Source organism: Maribellus luteus (assembly GCF_003576475.1).
GTDB classification, from domain to species: Bacteria; Bacteroidota; Bacteroidia; order Bacteroidales; family Prolixibacteraceae; genus Draconibacterium; species Draconibacterium luteum.
The window spans coordinates 111,402-131,283 of record NZ_QWGR01000011.1 but is presented as its reverse complement, the minus strand read 5'-3'; the positions used below and the strand labels follow the sequence as shown (position 1 = coordinate 131,283).

Genomic DNA, 19,882 nt, shown 5'->3' with positions numbered 1-19,882 from the left:
CCCCGGGATCATGATTGCTTTATTTCCATTCACATTCAGAAACGGTCCCAAGCTCACGATCGCCAGCCAACCATCCACCCCACTTCAAACTTATCGACCAACATACCGAAATACTCGCCCCAGAACGTCTTTTGCATGGGCATGGTCACCACTCCCCCTTCCGATAAGGCATTGAATAAACTGTCGGCTTCTTTTTTGGATTCGGCACTGATGGAAACCGAAAAATTATTGCCAACCCGGTGTTGAGCGGCCCAGTCTCCCCCTCCGTCACTTCCCATTAAAACAGTCTCTTCGCTGATCGGGAGCGAAACATGTAAAATTCTTTCTGACAATTCACTGCGCTCGGGTAGCTGACCTTCGGTGGGAGGCATGTCTTTAAAACGACTCATCATTTGAAACTCTCCCCCAAATGCCTTTTTATAGAAGTTGAAAGCCTCTTCGCAGTCGCCGTTAAACAACAGGTAAACATTCACTTTCGCCATATCGATTGGTTTTTAAGTTTTACACAGTAACAAGGTATAAAACCAATTTGTTTTCTCAAACCGACTGATGAACAGAACACTATAACAACGACACATGGCCGGAAAATACCGGCTTTAAAGAAAACTAATTCTGCTCCGAACCAGTGGGAACTTCAACCGGGTCGCCGGATTCTGTGGCTTCTTCGGCCGGTTTTACCCTTTTGAAAATATAACGGGTAATAAAAATACCGTTTGAATCATCGGTGCCTCCGTAACTTTCAACCCCGGTAACAACAAAGGCAAGGTCCCAGCCATCCATCAGCATCTGGTTGATTTTAGAGGTCAGCAATGCGTCGTTTGATGCAATGTTTTGAAAACGAATACCTCCCACATTGAAAAAGTTAAGCAACTTCGTTTCATCGTAATCTTTAATCCTGATCTCGTCGCGGTCGCTTTTGTTTCGGTCGCCGTTTTCTTCAGTTTGCGTACTTGTAAACTCGCGGTAATCAACTTCCGAATCGGTGGAGATTAAACGCGAACGTCCTATTCCGTTGGGAATAATCGACTCGATACTTGTAATTATTTTCACCTCGAAAACAGGCTTATCCTGTCCTTGCGCAAACGATGAAAGCATCATAATTACGACGACTGCCAATGCTATTTTCTTCATAGTTAGAATTTTCAACTTTGTTTCAGATTATTATAGTTTTTTCATGAAGTAATAACGGGTCATATACAATCCGTTAGGGTCATTTTTGTTTTCTTCTTTACTGTCATCTTCCATCAACGCTTTAAGCCCGGCTTTCAGAAGCGCCTTTTTTACACTGACGTTGATCATTTTACTCTCGACACCGGCTCCCACATAAAAAAGATCCCAGCCCTGAGCCAGCATGTCATTAATCTTCGACATCATAAGAGCATCGTTGGTTGCAAGATTCTGGAAACGAATACCACCTTCGTTGTAAAGGTTTAAAAGTTTGGTTTCCTGGTAATCTTTTATCCGGATATCCTTTCGATTACTCTTATTCCGGTCCCCTTTGTCGTCGGTTTGTTTGGATGTGAAATCCAGGTAGTTTACTTCCAGATCGGTTTCAAACATGCGCGAGCGCCCTACGCCATTCGGCACCAAAGATTCAACACAGGTAACTACTTTTACCTGCACTTTTGGAAGTTGCGCATCAACCGGAGAAACAAAAACGAACCAGAAGAAGGCCAACATCAGTATTGTATTCTGCATCATACCACGATATTATTCAATCATAAACTTGAAATTCGCCGACCTAAAGTAATGGTATTGAATGAAATTAACAATCAAAATTCACCATAAAATACATAGCCGTAAAAATCTTCAGGAGCAGGGATCAATGGAAAATGCGCTGAACTACCTGCTAAAACTGATAATATATACCCGTGTGCAAACCCAGGCGATACGGTTTATAAACCACGTCGGGATTGGTATTGATTGAATTGAGGTAATAATTAAATCGAGGTTCCACAGCCAGCGAAATATGTTTGCTTATGGCGTAATTCAGTCCAACGCCCACTGTACCGGCAATATTCAGGGTCGAAATATCCTCGGTGCTTCCTATCCGTTGCCTGCTTCCGTTACTTTCAATGTAGGCATTGTTTCCAACAACCAGCCCGGCATTAATACCTCCCATAATATCGACCCCTATTTTTTTATCGTACACATTGTAGCGGAGATACAACGGAATTTCCACGAAATCAAAATTTTGTGAAAAACGCCCCTCGGTACTTATTACAGATGAGTAGCCACCGGTCTCCAAGGTATTGGAAGAAACAAGAGTGGCATTTGCAGGTGTTTGGGTGATGTTTACCACCCCCGCAGCCGTATTCATTAAGATATCGCCCCGCCGCAATTCAACGGCATTCGTAAACTTATCTTCACCTGTAACGTTCTCGGGTTGCCCCGTGGTATAATCGTGCGAAGGGCTGGCCGAATAAAGAAGATCAGAGGACGCTGAACCGGATTTCATGCCGTTTTTGGAATAGTAAACTCCGGTTTCTAACCGCAAACGATCGTTGGTTTTGTATTGTACCGACAAACCACCCCCTACATTTCCGGAACCTTCGCTCGAATCGTAATTTAAATTACGGGCGTACTGATTGCTGTAGGAAGTTTTATGTGAAGCATAACCCGGAGCCACATTGGCACCAATGATCCAGGCCGATTCTGAATGTGATTTCTTATTATAGTCTTTTGCATTGGCTGCAATTAACAAGCGATCAGCCTCGCTAATTTCATCCACGGTTTGAGTCTTTTCATCATCAGAAGAAACATCGTGTTTTTGCGCCAGGGTAAGTTCGTTCTCCACTTTGGCAAACCCCCGGATACTTTGCAACATGCTGTAGGAAACCCGTTCAACGGTTTCTGTCAACACCAATTTTTTGTCTTCTTCCCTTACCGGGTTTTCAGCCACCAACAACGCAGCTGGTCTGTTTTCTGTTATTTCCGTTACGGTTTCAGGAATCAGGTCAGCTTCCCCGCTGCTGACTTCTTCGTTATCTGTTATCGGTTTCTTATTTGCATTCTCAGGAGCTGTTTCTACCGGCTGAACAACCACCTGCTCACTTAACATCTCGCGTGAACTGCTATCGGCCCTGTCATTCATCAGCCATCCGGCAATAAAAGCAAAAACCACCACTGCCGCGGCCGAAATCCATCCCACATAAATCATCCTGGTCCTTTTACGTTTGGCAGTAATCTGCTCCTGGATATTTGTCCAGATATGCGCAGACGGCTCCACCGAAAAGTTCTCAAACTTGTCGCGAATCAATTGGTCCCTATTTATTTTATCATTCATCAAGCCGAATTATTACTTTTTCCCTTGTCACTGTATAGTGCTTTCACCTTTCCCTTCAGTATTTCCCGGGCACGTGCCAGGTTTGACTTTGAGGTACCCACACTAATCTTCATTTCGCGGCTGATCTCTTCATGATTCATTCCCTCAATCACATAAAGATTAAAAACCATGCGGTAACGCGGAGATAATTCCTGGATCAACTCCATAAGCTCCTGTGCCGATATATCATCCATGATCTCGTCAGAATATTGCTGACTTTCATAAATGGAGACATCTTCCACCGGATACATTACCTGTTGTTTCCTGAATTTCTCCAGCGAAACATTTACCATAATTCTCCTCATCCAGCCTTCAAAAGAACCCTCGTGCCTGAAACTTTTTATACTCGCGAACACCTTCATAAAGCCTTCCTGCAAGTTATCTTCCGCTTCGGCATTATCGCGCGAATAACGCAGGCATACTGCAAACATTTTGGATGCAAACATGCGGTACAGCTTTTCCTGGGCACGCATTTTGCCCGAGGCACACTCTGCTATTATATGTTTCAGGTCTTCCAAAGTTTATTGCAAATGTGCCGTAAAAGTAAGTAATATTGCCGACTTGTATCGTGTCTCTACTCCCTTTCATTTGCAAATTGGTTACACGGTTATTACTACTAAATCACCCCTTAGATGGATTCAGGAACAAAAAGGTTGCGTAGTACTTAAAAAAGATTTTGGGTGATTCCTGTTCATCTAAAAACCAAAGGCAATGAAACGGCCAGTCTTCCCACTGTAATTCAGAAAAACAGACAATGAACTTCGGCGATAAAATTAGCTACCAGAGCCGTTTATGACTACCCGTTTCCAAAAATTTATCATTGCCACGCAACCTTTTACAGTTCAAAAACATCTTGGCAATGTATTCGCTTATAACAGAAAATTCTACATCCGGAATATGAAGAATGAACAGACTAAAACAAAGATTACTTCGTTTTATGTAAAAGTCAGAAAGCCATGAAACAACTCATTTTTATATTCATTTTATTTATTGTTGCCCTAACAAGCTGCAACGACGATGACTCTCCCATGCTACTTACCGAAACGGGAACCGTAATGGATTATGCCGGAACCGGTGGATGCGGAATTGTGATTGAACTCGACAACGGAACAGTCATTCAGCCATTGTACTACCCCAAAGGTTTTATTTTTACGGAAGGACAGCGGGTACTGATTGAATACAGCAAGTTAAGTAAAGTTGTAAATAAGTGTGGAGAAGGGATTTCCTGCGAAATAAACTATGTGGAAGAATTATCCTGCGCGGCCTATGTAGATCTTTATTTTGAGAACTACGACAGCCTGGCTCGCGATCCGGTACACATGCACGATGCCTATGTTGACGGCGACTGCCTGTATTTCAGACTTTCCTACGGCGGTGGTTGCCAGGAACACACCATTACGCTGGCACGTCTTCATCCGATCAACGGCAACGATGAAGTGCCGGTATTTGAAATCAGGCACAACGCCAACGACGACCTGTGCGAAGCCTGGTTTACACGCGATTTCAGGTTCGACATCAGCGATTTACGCCAGGAGGGCATTAGTAAGTTTACCCTGGCCACCAAACTGATTAGCGGAGAAATCTACAATAAAACATTTGAATTAAATTAGGAAGGGTATTCCTAAATTTGTTGCACAGTTAGTTCTACAAAGCTGCCTCGTTGGGGGCAGCTTTTTTTGAACAAATCTTTAAAGCCCCCTAACAATTCGGCCAATAGCTTTCGCGGCACAACGTTTTTGTCTTATCTTGTGGTAACAAATCCATAATATGTTCTTATGAAACGCATTTTCTCACTTTCACTCATTTTGTATAGCCTGATTGTGTTTTCGTCGTGCAACACAACAGAAGTTTCCACCACCACGCTGTCGGTAAAAGTCCCGGTTGAGGTAGCAGACACAACAAGTACCGCAACAAAATCGGAAGCGATGAGTTATGCCTTTTCCCAGTCGCTGACTGAGTCGCTGGAGGAAGATGAAAATTTAAAAGAATTCATAGACAATCTGAAGTCGTTAAGAGTAGAAGATTTCTATGTTAAATTCAGCGGAATACAAAGCAACCAAAGTATTGACTCCATTGATATTTCGATTGAAGGAATTGGTGTAATCGCTACTTTCGAAAATATTGCGTCTTCAAATCCGCCGCAACAACCTGAAATCAACAGCTCAATACTGGTGCTAATTGGAAATATATTGAAATCAGAGCAAGAGCTAACGGTTTTGGTTTCAGGAACCACCAACAGTGCTCCCATGAATTTTGTTGTGGAAACTTATTTTGTTCTGAAAATTGAAACCAGTTCACCGTAAATAATAGCTAAAAAGAGGATATAAAAGCTGTTTCTGTTTAAAGAGGCAGCTTTTGTATTTTTAACAAAAGTACCTGCCATGGCCATAAAAGATATTTTGTTGCTGGGTCATCCCGACCTTTACAAAACTGCGGAGCCGGTAGATAAAGAAGAATTATTGCGACTGCATTCTCAAATCCAACTGATGTGGGAAGCCATCCTCGACATTCAAAAAACATATGGATTTGGCCGCGCCATTGCCGCACCGCAGATCGGACTGAACAAGCGCATTATTGCGCTGCACATTAACAAACCTTCGGTGATGATCAATCCGGAACTTTCAAACCTGAGTGATGAAATGATTGAACTATGGGACGACTGTATGAGTTTTCCCAGCCTGCTTGTAAAAGTAAGACGCCACAAAAAAATAACGGTCTCTTATTTCGATCTCAACTGGCAAAGGCACACCGAAGAGCTGGAAGACGATATGGCCGAGCTCATTCAGCACGAATACGATCACTTGGATGGGGTTCTGGCTGTTCAGCGCGCCATCGACAAGCAGTCGTTTAAGTGGAAGTCCACTACTCTCTAGTCTAAAATCAAATACAGCTGAAATTGATGACCGCTGAAACTAACAACACACAGTTACGGACCGGCATCGGGAATCGAGGATCAGAATTCCGCAATCAAGTTTTTAAGTTCCGCCCTTCCAAAACAAAAAACGGGTGCAGACTTGTCTACACCCGTTTATGAATTGCTATGCTGTTATTGATCTAAAAAATGCTGTACGAAATACCGGCTGACAAACTCAGGGTAGTTTTCTGGTAGCTTTCGTCGTAGTCTCCAAATACCGGATCGGCAAAGGTAACTTTTTCCTTTTGGTAGAAAGTGTTCAGTACTCCGGCATCCAGTGTGATCCGGTCGGTTAATTTCCAGCAAATCCCTCCCGCCAATGTATGAGAAGAATTACTAAAACTGAAATCGCTCTGGTAAAGATCGCCAACTCCCATATCCGAACGCAATCCGCCCACACTAATCGCAAACTTGTCGGTTAAATTGAATTGCAATCCCAACCCCAGTTCGTAATAGTTTTTGTCGATTTCCCGAAGCATTTGCTGCCCGGTAGTTTGGTAACGCACATTGTATCCGTAGTGAACGTTTTTGTCAAAATATAGGTTGTACGACAACTGAGCCTCCAGCCATTTCAAACCGCGATAACCAACTCCGGCTGTAAAGATAGCCGGTACGTCGTATTGTGTTTCGGCTTTGTCGGGAAACAATCCCATATCGTCAACAGTCGTTTCGTTTTCGAGTTTCAGATACGTTTTGTGTTCGTATTTCAAGGCAATGTTCCAACCATCGTTTGGACTTATATTCACCGCAATAATCGGTGTAAAACCCATTCCTTTTTGTTTCACATCCACATAACGGTCTTCCATCGAGGCTGCATTCTGGCTAAGCGATTCTCCCTGTGCCGCCAACTGATTACCAGCTCCGGTATAGGCTCCCTGTACCGTTCCAAGATTCATTTGATCGATAGCAGCCTGGCTTACACCCAAGGCCAACAATCCTCCTTCAATCTGAGCTCGTTGTTGCGCCGAAATATATTGGTTTGTTTCCAACTGATCCAGAGTATAAAGACCAGCACCGGCATCCATTAAAGGCTGCAAACCCGAAGCGGCAGTATAGGCAACCTGGGCCAGGTTATTCACCACCCCGGCAGCACCGGTTAAAAATTCGGGAGCTGCAACGGTTTGTCCGCCTGCAGTCAGTTTTACATTTTTAATAAAACCTTTGTAGGTATTAACTGATGGCATTACACGTACGCCACCATAAACAGAAATCACCTCGTTGATATCGTAAGTTGCCCCTAACTGAATTCCCCAGAATATGGAAGATGCTTCCAGCTCCATATCAAGATCGTATCCTGTTACAGCCAGGTTGGGACTAATTTGAGAAAGACCTGCAAGAGCCGGAACTGCCTTAGAGATAGGAATCTCGAAAGACGGCAATCCGTTGTCAAAAGTTGCGGTTCCTCCACCGGCTACCGGTCCCACTCCCAGCGAAAACGCCCAGTTACCTTTTTTGTAAACTCCATACAAATCTGGAAAAACCGGAATAGTGGTTTCGCCCTCATAATCAGGACTGTTCAGATAAGGAAATCCGGCAGTTATCTCTCTTTTCTGAAAAATGGTTTGACTGTAAAAAGCAAAATGCCACCCATCCCGCAAACTTGTTAAACCTGCAGGATTATAAAAAACACCATCGATGTCGAGAGAAGCGTTACGTGATAACATTCGCACATATTGTGCACTTTGGTTGTAGTTGGTTAGCAAACCTCCACCAAATGCGGTTTGAAGCAGCATCACCAATGCCGCGATCAAGGCTAGTTTTTTCATGTAAAATAACTTTAATTCTTTGATATTGACCCTTATAATAAATTAAACTATGGGCAATTATCCGGTACCTGTAGTTGATTTTAAGGGTCAAATTTAGAATTAATTATGATTATACAAAACATTCAAAACTGATAAACAGCAGCTTATGATCCTTTCGAAAAAAATCGACTATTAGTCGAAATAAAATCAACAAAAAAGCCCGCAGTTTTATACGGGCTTCCTGTTATATTCTATGTGCTATTAAATATGTATCACTTCGTCATACGCGGCGGCGGCAGCTTCCATCACGGCCTCGCTCATAGTCGGGTGCGGATGAATTGTCTTGATCAGCTCATGACCGGTGATTTCCAGTTTTTTGGCCACCACCATTTCGGCAATCATTTCAGTTACGTTACCGCCGATCATGTGAGCGCCCAGCAGTTCTCCGTATTTTGCATCAAAAACAAGCTTTACAAAACCGTCTTTCTGACCGGCAGCACTTGCTTTTCCACTGGCTGAATACGGGAATTTACCCACCTTAACTTCGTAACCGGATTCTTTGGCTTTTGCCTCGGTAAGGCCAACTGATGAAATTTCGGGGCTGGTATAAGTACACCCGGGAATGTTGGAGTAATCGATCGGCTCCGGATTCATTCCTGCAATTTTCTCCACGCAGGCAATACCTTCAGCTGAAGCAACGTGTGCCAAAGCAGGCCCGGCCACAATGTCGCCAATGGCATAAACACCGTCCACGTTTGTGCGGTAGTATTCATCCACTTTTACACGTCCGTTTTCCATGGCAACACCCAACTCTTCCAGCCCGATGCCTTCTGTATTAGGCGAGATTCCTACTGCAGAAAGAACCACATCTGCTTCCACCACTTCCTGTCCTTTTTTGGTTTTGATGGTTACTTTGCACTTGTCTCCTGAGGTATCAACGCTTTCAACCGACGAACTTACCATGACGGCCATCTTCGATTTTTTGAAATTACGTTCCAGCTGTTTGGCCACTTCTTCGTCTTCGTTGGGCACCAGCGTGGGCATAAACTCAACCAAAGTTACCTTGGTTCCGATGGTGTGGTAGAAATAGGCAAACTCACTACCAATAGCTCCCGAACCAACCACAACCATGCTTTCCGGTTGTTTTTCCAGAGAAAGCGCTTTCCGGTAACCAATGATCTTTTTGCCGTCTTGCGGAAGATTAGGCAATTCGCGCGAACGCGCACCGGTTGCCAGAATAATGTGTTTCGCGGTGTAAGTGCTTTTCTTTCCGGCATCGTCGGTTACCTCAACGGTATTTTTACCGCTAAGTTTTCCCCAACCGAAAATAGACTCCACTTTATTCTTTTTGAACAAAAATTGTATTCCTTTGCTCATGCCTTCAGCAACACCCCGGCTACGTTTTATCATGGCTTCAAAATCAGCTTTTACTTCTCCTGAAATAGCCACACCGTAATCGGCACCGTGTACTGCGTATTCAAAGGCCTGCGCGCTTTTCAATAACGATTTTGTTGGGATACATCCCCAGTTCAAACAAATACCACCGAGGTTTTCTTTTTCGACAACAGCTACTTTCAATCCCAGCTGCGAAGCACGAATGGCAGCTACATATCCGCCGGGACCACTGCCAATAACTATTACATCGTAATTCATTTTAATTATTTTTTATTTCTATGGTTTTTTCTATTGAAACTTCATTTTTACTCTCCTTCGCGGATATCATAAAAAGATGTTATACACTGTCTGTTCCCTGAATTTTGATTTTTAAGTTATAATAACACCTCTATTCCCGAAAGGTTTTCCAAATCTAAGGCTTTTCAAACATTTCAGAATCCTGTACTGTACGGGTAGCCATTCGTTCAAAATTATAAAACCAGCATTCGTTGTCAAAACAGAAAACCGCGCCGAAACAAAGCGGTCTTTATTTTAATTTCGAGTACATTTCGAGTAATTCGCCGGCTGCAACAAAAGAACTCATGGCATCGTTTCGCACATAATTCTCCAACACCTTTAATTTCTCTTTTATTTCCGGATGATCATAAAAATTTCTCCGCAACTGTTCCTCAATGGTTTCGTGCATCCAGTAAGTAGCCTGGGAATTTCTTAACTGATGAAAATAACCTGAATCAAGCGTCAGCTTTTTGTACTTCTCCACTTGCTCCCAAATAGCTTCTATCCCTATTTTATTGAAAGCTGAACAAGTCAACACCTGAGGTGCCCATTCCGAATCCTTGGAGGGGAACAGGTGAATAGCATTTCGGTACTGCACTTTGGCAATTTCTGCCTTTTCGAGGTTGTTTCCATCTGCTTTATTAATGGCAATCAGGTCGGCCATTTCCATAATCCCTCGCTTGATTCCCTGAAGTTCGTCGCCGGCACCGGCCAGCATCAGCAACAGGAAAAAATCGGTCATGGAATGCACTGCAGTCTCACTTTGCCCTACGCCTACGGTTTCAATAAAAATATGATCGAACCCCGCTGCTTCACACAAAATAATCGTTTCCCGGGTTTTTCGGGCCACACCGCCAAGCGATCCTGCCGACGGGCTGGGACGGATGTAAGCATTTTTGTCGCCCGATAACTCCTCCATCCGGGTTTTATCGCCTAAAATACTTCCTTTTGAGCGTTCGCTGCTGGGGTCGATTGCCAGTACAGCCAGCTTGCCCCCCCGGGAAGTGATGTAGCTTCCCATCGCTTCAATAAAGGTGCTTTTCCCTACTCCGGGTACACCTGTAATCCCCACACGAATTGACTTTCCGCTGTAAGGCAGGCACTCTTTGATAATCTCCTGTGCAATTTGCTGATGTTCCCGTTTGGAACTTTCAACCAAAGTCACCGCTTTACTCAGCAAAGTAATATTTCCTTCCAGAATACCTTTTACGTATTCTTCTGCAGGCAAAAGCCTTCTTTTTTTATTCAAAAAACGTTTGATTGAATCGTCGTTCACAACGTTGGGTTGTTCAATTCCGGCATTTACCGCTAATCCTTTAAAAGCCGGATCATTCTCAACATGGTGGTGTAAATCCTTCTTTTCTGTCATCTGTATTGTTTGTTATGCCCTCAAAAATACTATAAATAAACGCAGTTTCCCGTTCCGGCATAAAAAAGAAGGTGCTGAAGACAGAATCTCCAACACCCTCGAATTATTATTAACATCAATTATGCTTAACCGGCAGTGGTAATTATATTGCTTGACACACGCAAAGTTGCAGTCGGATTTTTAGGATCGTTGGTAATAACGGTAATCGACTTACTTTGACGGCCACGTTTTCCTCTCGAATCAAATGTAACTTCGATCGGAGCTGTTTCTCCGGGTGCAATTACTTTTTTGGATGGAGCAACTGCGGTACATCCGCACGATGAACGTACCCGGCGGATCAGCAACTCAGATTTTCCGTTATTGGTCAGCTGAAAAGTATGCGATTTTTTATCTCCCTGTTTCATGTCGCCAAAATCAAACGAAGTTGGCTCGAAAGCTGCAACGGGCGCATTGGCCAGCTGTTCGGGTGTCAGGACTGAAAAATCTTCTTCGATGGTAGCACTTACGCCCACCGAGTTTTTATAATCGTTGCTTCCGTTTAACGACAGGTAAATCCGGTGCGAAGTAAATCCATATTCATCCACTTTCTTTGAATCATAGGTCACAATCAAATTCCCTTTGCTATGTGCAGGAATGGTGGAAGGCTCCACCTTTGCAGTCAGGTGACCGGGAACCGTACGAAAACCTACTTCAATGGGTTTGTCGGTATCGTTAACCAACTCCAGCTCTTGCGTGGCTGTTTCACCCATTTTCAATTTGGCAAACGAAACATAGTTGGTTTTTACACGCAGTTCACCAATGGTTCTGGGATACTCTTCGGCCAGTGTTTTTTCACGCTGAGCAACTGTTCCTGATATTTTCAGAACAACGGTTGCATTTTCGGCATTCGAACTAACCGTCACCGTTTTATTGAAAGAGCCCGGACGGTTCTTTGGGTTGTAGCTCACATCGATGGTACCACTCTCGCCCGGAGCAACCGGCTCACGGGTATATTTCGGAGTTGTACATCCACACGAAGCACGCACATTGGACAACACCAATGGCACATCTCCGCTGTTTTTAAATTTGAATGTGGTGGTTTGCACACCGTCTGCTTCTTTGAAAGAGCCAAAATTATGCTCCATTTCATCGAATACAATTTTTGCTTTCCCCTGTGCCATTGCAAAATTACAAGCAATAACCAACGCGAAAACAGTCAGCAATTGTAAAATCTTTTTCATAATAAATATTTTAAATTTGTCAGCTATAAGCGTTTCTGTCAAACAAAGGTAGGAAGCGTTTCGCGCAATGGCTGTTAATCAAGCCCAATATTTTGTTAATGAGTTGTTAACCGGGCAAATCCCGGGGCAAAAATTAGTAGTTTCGTTCATGTGCCAATACCCAACTGATAAATGAAAGGCAAAACTCTGAAATATATTATTCTGCTGGCTACCGTTTCCATTGCCGGGGTTTTCCTGATTCAGTTTGCCTTTATCCGCTATTCTTACCAGTTATCTGAAAAACAATTTACAGAAAGCGCCAGCGTAGCGCTAAAAGAGGTAGCCTGGCAGATTATGCTGGCCACCGGAACCACTTCCAATTTTGAAAGCATTACTCCCGTTGAAATGATTTCGGACAATACCTACCTGGTAAATGTGGGGGTGCTTTTCGACAAGGAACTGCTGATGAACAACCTGGAGGAGCAGCTAAAAAAACACGACATATATTATGGATTTGAATTTGCACTTTTTAATCCGCAGGAAGAACAAATGGAAGAAGGCACTCTGGTGACTGCCACCGGAGATGTTCTTACATCGGCCTATTCTTTTCCCACCAACGAAGATTACACCTACTATTTTGCCATTCATTTTGCCGACCGCAAAGCCTATTTCAGTTCACGGCTTTCGATCTGGTATTTTATGACCGGGCTTTTGGTACTGGTGGTTTTCTTTTTTGGTTATACTTTGTCGGTAATTATCCGCCAGCGTCAGCTGTCCGAAGTACAGAAAAGCTTTATCAATAACCTCACGCACGAACTAAAAACCCCTATTTCGTCGATTGCCTTGTCGGCCAAAGTGCTCACCGAAGAAAATATTACAGAAACTCCGGCACGCCTGCACCAATACGCGCGAATTATTCAGGATCAAAATGCCCGGCTGATGAAGAACGTAGAAAAGGTACTGAACCTTGCCTCGCTCGAAAAAAGCAGGATAAAACTAAACCGCGAAGTCATTGAACTGAAATCGTTCATTGACAAAAACTGCGAACTGTTCCGTCAAAGCGACAACGGGCAAAAACTGCACATCGAAATCAATTTTGATGAATTAAACCCCACCATCAGTGCCGATAAATTTCATTTTGCCAATTTGCTCAGCAACATTCTCGAAAACGCCGTAAAATATTGCGAGACCACTCCTCAAATGGTCATAACTTTGACCCGGAGTAAAAAACAATGGGTGTTGAGTTTTGCCGACAATGGCATTGGAATTCCCAAAGAATACCGGAAGAAAATCTTCAGGAAATTCTACCGTGTTCCTACAGGGAATGTTCACAACGTAAAAGGATTCGGGCTTGGCCTCGATTACGTTTATAAAATTGTTAAAGCCCATCACTGGAAAATTCACGTGAGTGAAAATCCAACGGGAGGAAGTATTTTTACGATCATTATTAGCGCATAAAATGAGTGAAACAGCCTTTAGAATTTTATTGGTAGAAGACGACGAAGCTTTGCGTTTCATCGTAAAAGACAACCTGGAGCAAAACAGTTTCAGAGTAACGGCAGCCGAAGACGGGGAAATTGCCTTGCAGCTTTTTAAACAGGAAAGCTTCGACCTGATCATCCTCGATGTAATGCTTCCTAAAATTGACGGGTTCCGGGTGGCCGAAAAAATCCGTGCACAAAACGACCAGGTTCCGATCATTTTTCTGACAGCCCGAAGCATGACCGAAGACAAAATAAAAGGCCTCACCATTGGCGGCGACGACTACATTCCCAAGCCCTTTAGTATGGAAGAGCTTTTACTGAAAATCAGGATCTTTCTTCGACGCAGCCATTCGCAGCCTTTCCTGAAACCGGCGAACGACGGGTTTATGCAAATCGGGAAATTTAGCTTTCACCCCGAAGACCTTTCACTAAGTATTGGTAACGAAACGCGCAATCTTACGTTAAAAGAAGCTGAACTAATACGTTATTTTGCCGAGCACCCCAACAAAGTTCTAAGCCGAAATGAGATACTGGAAGAAGTTTGGGGATCGGATGACTATTTTTTAGGTCGAAGTCTTGATGTTTTTATTTCGCGGCTTCGCAAATATTTTAAAGACGATCCGGCAGTAAAAATCACCAACCTGCACGGCATCGGATTTCGTTTCTCCGTGAAACAGGACGATCAATAAATTTATTATCATGACCATTGGACAATTAATCATCCTCATTCTAATCGGGTTATTTTCAGGAGTATTGTCCGGAGTTTTTGGGATCGGCGGCGCCATAATTGTCATTCCCGCGCTGGTATTCATTATCGGAATATCACAACACGAAGCGCAAGGTACCAGCCTGGCTTTCATGCTGCCTCCCGTTGGCATTCTGGCAGCCTGGAACTACTGGAAAGCCGGCTATGTAAACTGGAAGATTGCGCTGGTGCTTTCTCTTACGTTTGTGGTGGGCGCTTACCTCGGTTCGCATTTCACGCTTCACATCTCCGACAAAACCCTTCGGAAGCTGTTTGGAGTTTTAATGATCCTGGTAGCCGTTAAACTTATCTTTTCGAAATAGATAAGAAGCTGTTACTGAACTTTAAACACATCAGGATTAATTTCGCCGAAAAATACAGCTTAGTTTTGGAGGAAATAAAAAAAAGACTATTTTTGCAGTCCGAAATTTTAGAAATAACAAGTAAAACTTTATAGAAATGAAACGCACATTTCAACCATCTAACAGGAAAAGAAAAAACAAACACGGGTTTAGAGAAAGAATGTCTACGGCTAATGGCCGGAAAGTATTGAAAGCCCGTAGAGCCAAAGGCCGGAAAAAACTGACTGTTTCGGACGAACCGAGACACAAAAGATAATTAATATCTTCAAAGATTTTGACGGGAAGGTAAAGGATTTATTCCTTTACCTTTTCGTGTTTATGGGTATCTGCAATCGTTTCCTCCGGCAAAAAACTTCACGTATTAAGCTTATCGGAATTTTCATCACGCTTTCCCCGACAATTTCCTTTCAACATACTTTTTTTGACTTATTTTTGTTTCCTTAATACAGATCGACAAAAACAGGTATGAGTCTTAAAAAATTCTTGATCAGCCGGATCTTCTGGATCAATTTGCTTATTGCTGTTGTACTGGTAGCAGCGCTTACGGCCATTACCCTCAGCAGCCTTAAAAGCTACACGCACCACGGCATTTCTTACAGTGTTCCAGATTTATCGGGGATGACTTACGACGAAGCAAAACAAGTTGCCGAGGCCAGCCTGTTAAAAGTTGAACTGCTCGATTCGGTGTACGACAAAAACGTTAGCCCGGGAGCAGTGGTCGACCAGGTGCCCAAAGCCAACCAACAGGTAAAGGAAGGCCGCTTGATCTACCTGACCATTAATGCCAGCGAGGCAGAAATGGTGACAATTCCAAAACTTACCGATATTTCGTTTCGGCAGGCGCAGGTATTGCTCGAGAACTGCGGGTTAACCATCGACAGTATTTCCTACCAGCCGTCGGAATACACCGACCTGGTACTGAATGCCTTTCAGAACGAAAAGGAATTGGCGGAAGGAGACCGTTTGGAGAAAGGAAGTTCGGTTGTACTGGTGGTGGGACAAAGCCGCGGAAATATGGAGACCATTCTGCCTAACCTGAACGGAATGTTTATCGACGATGCACGTTTGGCGCTTACCAACGCCCGGCTAAATATGGGAGTGGTTATTTACGATCATTCCATCACAACAAAAGAAGACACGCTGAACGCCCGGATATGGAAACAAATGCCCGACAGCCGTTTGGTGCAAAAAGTTTACCTGGGAAGTTCAGTCGACCTTTGGCTAACCGTTGACAACGAAAAATTAACAAGCGACGAGGCCATAGAACAATAAGATATATGACGGATTACATAGAAGATAACGAAGAATTAGAAGAAGAGGAAGGTGGTCTTTACGAACATTTTCGTCTGTCGGTTGACGCAGGCCAATCGGCTGTTCGCATTGATAAGTTTTTATCGAACCGGATTGAGAACTCATCGCGAAGCCGCATCCAGGCCGCTGCCGATGCAGGCAATATCCGGGTAAACGGAGAAGCAGTAAAATCCAACTACAAGGTAAAGCCCAACGACGATATTCAGATCGTAATGGATTATCCGAGGCGTGAGTTAAAGATCATTCCCGAAGATATTCCGCTCGACATTGTTTACGAAGACGACCAGCTGATCGTGATCAATAAACCCGCCGGTTTGGTGGTTCACCCGGGGCATGGAAACTACTCGGGAACACTGGTAAACGCACTGGCCTATTATTTTAAAGACCTGCCGTTGTTTAACAGCGAAGATCCGCGTCCGGGGTTGGTGCACCGCATCGACAAAGATACTTCGGGTTTGCTGGTGGTGGCAAAAACCGAACACGCCAAAATCCATCTGGCCCGTCAGTTTTTTGATAAAACAAGCGAACGCCTTTACCATGCCCTTGTATGGGGAAATGTAAAAGACGACGAAGGTACCGTTACCGGCAACATTGGCCGCAGCCTGAACAACCGCCAGGTGTTTACGGTATTTCCGGAAGGCGATTATGGCAAACCGGCCGTTACGCATTACCGGGTGTTAAAGCGAATCGGGTATGTTTCGTTGATTGAGTGCCGCCTTGAAACCGGAAGAACGCACCAGATAAGGGTCCACATGAAGTACATTAATCATACTTTATTCAACGACTCCAACTACGGTGGCGATCAGATATTAAGGGGAACTACCTTTTCGAAATACCGGCAGTTTGTACAGAATTGCTTCAAAATACTTCCCCGGCAGGCGCTTCATGCCAAAACTCTCGGATTTATTCACCCCACCAGCGGAGAAAAAATGTCGTTCAACTCAGAATTGCCTGAAGACATGGCACAGGCAGTAGAAAAATGGGAAAATTATATAGCAAACAGAAATGAATAACATAGTTTCAAAACCCAATGTGGCCGTTGTGGCCGGCGGAAACTCTTCGGAATTTGTAGTTTCGGTAAAAAGCGGGGCCAATGTAATGCAGGCCGTTGATCCGGATAAATTCACTCCCTGGCTGGTTGAAATACAAAACGACCGTTGGGAAGTTTTTCAGAACAATTACAAAGTTTCTGACATCGACAAATCTGATTTTAGCTTTCAGTTTCAGGGCGAAAAAATCAAATTTGACTTCGCGTACATTACCATTCACGGAACACCTGGAGAAGACGGAATTTTGCAGGCTTATTTCGAGTTGATGGGCATTCCCTACTCCTCGTGCAACGTTCATTCATCTTCGCTTACTTTTAACAAGTGGTTTTGCAGCAACTACCTGCGCAGCATGGGCATTCCGATGGCCAAATCACTGAAATACACCGTTGGCGACACCATCGATGCAGATTTTGTGGTGGAGAAACTGGGCCTTCCTGTTTTTGTAAAACCCAATGCCGGAGGCTCGAGTTTTGGTATCACAAAAGTGAAGACGAAAGAGGAAGTAGAGGCAGCCATCCACAAAGCCTGGCAGGAAAGCGAAGAGGCCCTGGTTGAAGAATTTATCGACGGCAAGGAATTTACCTGCGGAGCGGTAAAAATCAAGAACGAAATCACCGTTTTCCCGATAACCGAGGTACTTCCCAAAAATGAGTTTTTTGATTACGAAGCCAAATATACGCCCGGAGTAACCGACGAAATAACACCGGCGCGTCTTCCGGAAGACCTGGCCAAAAAATGCCGGGAACTTACCTCCGAAATTTATCACTTGTGCGAGTGCGACGGCATTGTGCGTGTCGACTACATTTTAAAAGACGAAGTGTTTCATTTTCTGGAAGTAAATACCACGCCGGGAATGACAGGAACGAGCTTTGTCCCGCAGCAAATAGAGGCGATGGGATCAAGCTTACGGGAAATCCTTACAAAAATTATTGAGGCGAAATTAGCGTAAATACCAATTAACAATTGTGAATAACAGACGTTAAAATACGGTAACAAGATTCTTTGTTGCCTGACCTTGTTATTCCTATTTTTGACATTCAAATTCCACACATATTTTAACTTTTTAGCAAACCATGGCAGAACGAAGAAGAGGCACCCCATCTCCAACCATCGACCAGATAAACGCACAGTATGGCAAACTCCCACCCCAGGCAGTAGATGTGGAAGAAGCAGTTTTGGGAGCCCTGATGCTGGAGCGGGACGCCATTGTTACCATCGCCGATATTATTGAAGCCAAAAGCTTTTACAAAGACGAGCACCGCAAAATTTTTGAAGCCATCCAGTCATTGTCGGGAAAAGAAAAACCCGTCGACCTTTTGATGGTTACCCAGGAACTAAAAGACCGCAACCAGCTCGACGAAATTGGCGGCCCCGGGTACATCACCCAACTTACCCGGCGGGTAGCTTCAGCGGCGCACATTGAATTCCATGCAAGAATCATTGCCCAAAAATACATTCAGCGCGAGTTGATCCGTGTTTCCAGCGAAATTCAGGGAAAAGCCTACGACGACACCATTGACGTGGACGACCTGATCGACTTCTCGGAATCCGCACTTTTCAAGGTTTCGGAAGGAAACATCAAAAAGGAAACGGTGCCGATCAAACCCATCCTGAACCAGGCCGTACTTCAAATTGAAGCGGCACGTAGCAAACCCGATGGGTTAAGTGGTGTGCCCTCAGGATTTACGGCTGTAGACCGCATTACTTCGGGCTGGGAACCTTCGGCCCTGATTATTCTCGCCGCACGTCCGGCGATGGGTAAAACGGCCTTTGTTCTATCCATGGCACGTAACATGGCGGTTGATCACCGCCAGGCAGTTGCCATATTCTCGCTCGAGATGTCATCGCTGCAGTTGGTGAACCGTCTGATATCAGCCGAGACCGAACTGGGAGGTGAGAAAATTAAAACCGGTAAACTGGAAGATTACGAGTGGGCACAGCTGAACCAGCGTATCAAAACCCTGGATGATGCGCCTATTTTTATCGACGACACCCCTGCCCTTTCCATTTTTGAATTCAGGGCCAAATGCCGCCGCCTGAAAATGCAGTACGACATCAACATTATTATTGTCGACTACCTTCAGCTGATGACCGCCGGAACGGATACACGCGGCAGCCGTGAACAGGAGGTGAGTATGATTTCGCGTTCGTTAAAAGCCATTGCCAAGGAACTGAACGTGCCGATTATTGCGCTGTCGCAGTTGAGCCGTGCCGTGGAATCGCGCGAAGGAAAACGCCCGCAGCTTTCCGACCTGCGTGAATCGGGTGCGATTGAGCAGGATGCCGATATTGTTTGTTTTATCCACCGCCCGGAATATTTTGGGATCACCGAAGACGAATCAGGGAACTCGCTGCGCGGAATTGCAGAGCTCATTATTGCCAAACACCGTAACGGTGCCACCGCCGATGTGCCGCTAAAATTCCAGAAAGAAATGGCGAAATTCTCCGATCTTGATCCGCAATTCGAATCGGGAGGTTTTAATTCGGTACAGACTTTTGGCTCGTCGATGAACGAGGACAACGAAACCTACGATGTTGGAATTGCGGGCAACCGTGGCTTCGAAAGCGGATCATCCACTTCGGATGTACCGTTCTGATGATGCAGCCCATGCGAGAAGTGCTACCGGCATAAAACACGGGTCTGCGCATCAGCTTTCTGTTTGCGCACACCTGATGTAGCGCCGCGCATTTGAACTTTATCGTTTCAA

20 protein-coding genes are annotated in these 19,882 nt (G+C 44.3%); 11 read left to right on the top strand and 9 right to left on the bottom strand.

Features of this window, described 5'->3' with window-relative positions:
- Positions 1-53: 53 nt before the first annotated feature.
- From D1614_RS17200 to D1614_RS17180, 5 genes are all read right to left on the bottom strand, one after another.
- Complete coding sequence (locus tag D1614_RS17200; RefSeq protein WP_119439207.1) at positions 54-482, bottom strand: VOC family protein; 429 nt, start codon at positions 480-482, stop codon at positions 54-56.
- 124 nt (positions 483-606) lie between these two features.
- Positions 607-1,131 (bottom strand): hypothetical protein, encoded by a 525-nt coding sequence (locus D1614_RS17195; RefSeq protein WP_206610062.1) that lies wholly within the window; start codon positions 1,129-1,131, stop codon positions 607-609.
- A gap of 30 nt (positions 1,132-1,161) precedes the next feature.
- Positions 1,162-1,701 (bottom strand): hypothetical protein, encoded by a 540-nt coding sequence (locus D1614_RS17190; protein WP_175579289.1) that lies wholly within the window; start codon positions 1,699-1,701, stop codon positions 1,162-1,164.
- A gap of 148 nt (positions 1,702-1,849) precedes the next feature.
- Positions 1,850-3,286: an outer membrane beta-barrel protein gene (locus tag D1614_RS17185; RefSeq protein WP_119439206.1), complete on the bottom strand. Its 1,437-nt coding sequence runs from the start codon at positions 3,284-3,286 to the stop codon at positions 1,850-1,852.
- Positions 3,286-3,843, bottom strand: a complete 558-nt coding sequence (locus D1614_RS17180) for an RNA polymerase sigma factor (protein WP_241558129.1) — start codon at positions 3,841-3,843, stop codon at positions 3,286-3,288. The genes D1614_RS17185 and D1614_RS17180 overlap by 1 nt, the downstream gene beginning before the upstream one ends.
- Before the next feature lie 438 nt (positions 3,844-4,281).
- Between D1614_RS17180 and D1614_RS17175 the strand changes: the two genes are divergently transcribed.
- The 3 genes from D1614_RS17175 (at position 4,282) to D1614_RS17165 (ending at position 6,198) form a co-directional block, all read left to right on the top strand.
- Positions 4,282-4,935: a NigD1/NigD2 family lipoprotein gene (locus D1614_RS17175; RefSeq protein ID WP_119439205.1), complete on the top strand. Its 654-nt coding sequence runs from the start codon at positions 4,282-4,284 to the stop codon at positions 4,933-4,935.
- A gap of 165 nt (positions 4,936-5,100) precedes the next feature.
- Positions 5,101-5,628: a hypothetical protein gene (locus D1614_RS17170; RefSeq protein WP_147384296.1), complete on the top strand. Its 528-nt coding sequence runs from the start codon at positions 5,101-5,103 to the stop codon at positions 5,626-5,628.
- A 78-nt stretch (positions 5,629-5,706) separates the two neighbouring features.
- Entirely contained in the window at positions 5,707-6,198 is a 492-nt protein-coding gene (locus D1614_RS17165; RefSeq protein WP_119439203.1) for a peptide deformylase, read from the top strand.
- A 181-nt stretch (positions 6,199-6,379) separates the two neighbouring features.
- Here D1614_RS17165 and D1614_RS17160 read toward each other — a convergent pair whose 3' ends face one another.
- From D1614_RS17160 to D1614_RS17145, 4 genes are all read right to left on the bottom strand, one after another.
- A complete protein-coding gene (locus D1614_RS17160) occupies positions 6,380-8,005 on the bottom strand; it encodes an OmpP1/FadL family transporter (RefSeq protein WP_119439202.1) in 1,626 nt (541 codons plus the stop codon).
- Positions 8,006-8,245: 240 nt separating this feature from the next.
- Positions 8,246-9,637 carry a dihydrolipoyl dehydrogenase gene (gene lpdA / locus D1614_RS17155; protein ID WP_119439201.1) on the bottom strand — a complete coding sequence of 464 codons (1,392 nt, stop codon included), beginning with the start codon at positions 9,635-9,637 and terminating at the stop codon, positions 8,246-8,248.
- A 268-nt stretch (positions 9,638-9,905) separates the two neighbouring features.
- A complete protein-coding gene (meaB, locus tag D1614_RS17150) occupies positions 9,906-11,024 on the bottom strand; it encodes a methylmalonyl Co-A mutase-associated GTPase MeaB (protein WP_119439200.1) in 1,119 nt (372 codons plus the stop codon).
- Positions 11,025-11,149: 125 nt separating this feature from the next.
- The gene (locus D1614_RS17145) at positions 11,150-12,244 is read right to left on the bottom strand and encodes a DUF1573 domain-containing protein (protein ID WP_119439199.1); all 1,095 of its coding nucleotides are present in this window, start codon (positions 12,242-12,244) and stop codon (positions 11,150-11,152) included.
- A gap of 171 nt (positions 12,245-12,415) precedes the next feature.
- Here D1614_RS17145 and D1614_RS17140 point away from each other — a divergent pair, with 171 nt between their 5' ends.
- The 8 genes from D1614_RS17140 (at position 12,416) to dnaB (ending at position 19,771) form a co-directional block, all read left to right on the top strand.
- The gene (locus tag D1614_RS17140) at positions 12,416-13,681 is read left to right on the top strand and encodes a sensor histidine kinase (protein ID WP_119439198.1); all 1,266 of its coding nucleotides are present in this window, start codon (positions 12,416-12,418) and stop codon (positions 13,679-13,681) included.
- 1 nt (position 13,682) lies between these two features.
- The gene (locus D1614_RS17135) at positions 13,683-14,396 is read left to right on the top strand and encodes a response regulator transcription factor (RefSeq protein WP_119439197.1); all 714 of its coding nucleotides are present in this window, start codon (positions 13,683-13,685) and stop codon (positions 14,394-14,396) included.
- Positions 14,397-14,406: 10 nt separating this feature from the next.
- Positions 14,407-14,775, top strand: coding sequence for a sulfite exporter TauE/SafE family protein (locus D1614_RS17130; protein ID WP_206610061.1), 369 nt, complete (start codon positions 14,407-14,409; stop codon positions 14,773-14,775).
- A gap of 136 nt (positions 14,776-14,911) precedes the next feature.
- A complete protein-coding gene (gene rpmH / locus D1614_RS17125; RefSeq protein ID WP_119439196.1) occupies positions 14,912-15,070 on the top strand; it encodes a 50S ribosomal protein L34 in 159 nt (52 codons plus the stop codon).
- Positions 15,071-15,279: 209 nt separating this feature from the next.
- On the top strand, positions 15,280-16,086 hold the full coding sequence (locus D1614_RS17120) for a PASTA domain-containing protein (protein ID WP_119439195.1): 807 nt from the start codon (positions 15,280-15,282) through the stop codon (positions 16,084-16,086).
- A gap of 5 nt (positions 16,087-16,091) precedes the next feature.
- Positions 16,092-17,138 carry an RluA family pseudouridine synthase gene (locus D1614_RS17115; protein WP_119439194.1) on the top strand — a complete coding sequence of 349 codons (1,047 nt, stop codon included), beginning with the start codon at positions 16,092-16,094 and terminating at the stop codon, positions 17,136-17,138.
- Complete coding sequence (locus D1614_RS17110; protein ID WP_119439193.1) at positions 17,131-18,123, top strand: D-alanine--D-alanine ligase; 993 nt, start codon at positions 17,131-17,133, stop codon at positions 18,121-18,123. Before D1614_RS17115 ends, D1614_RS17110 begins: the two co-directional genes overlap by 8 nt.
- A gap of 124 nt (positions 18,124-18,247) precedes the next feature.
- Positions 18,248-19,771: a replicative DNA helicase gene (dnaB, locus tag D1614_RS17105; RefSeq protein WP_119439192.1), complete on the top strand. Its 1,524-nt coding sequence runs from the start codon at positions 18,248-18,250 to the stop codon at positions 19,769-19,771.
- Positions 19,772-19,882: the final 111 nt, after the last annotated feature.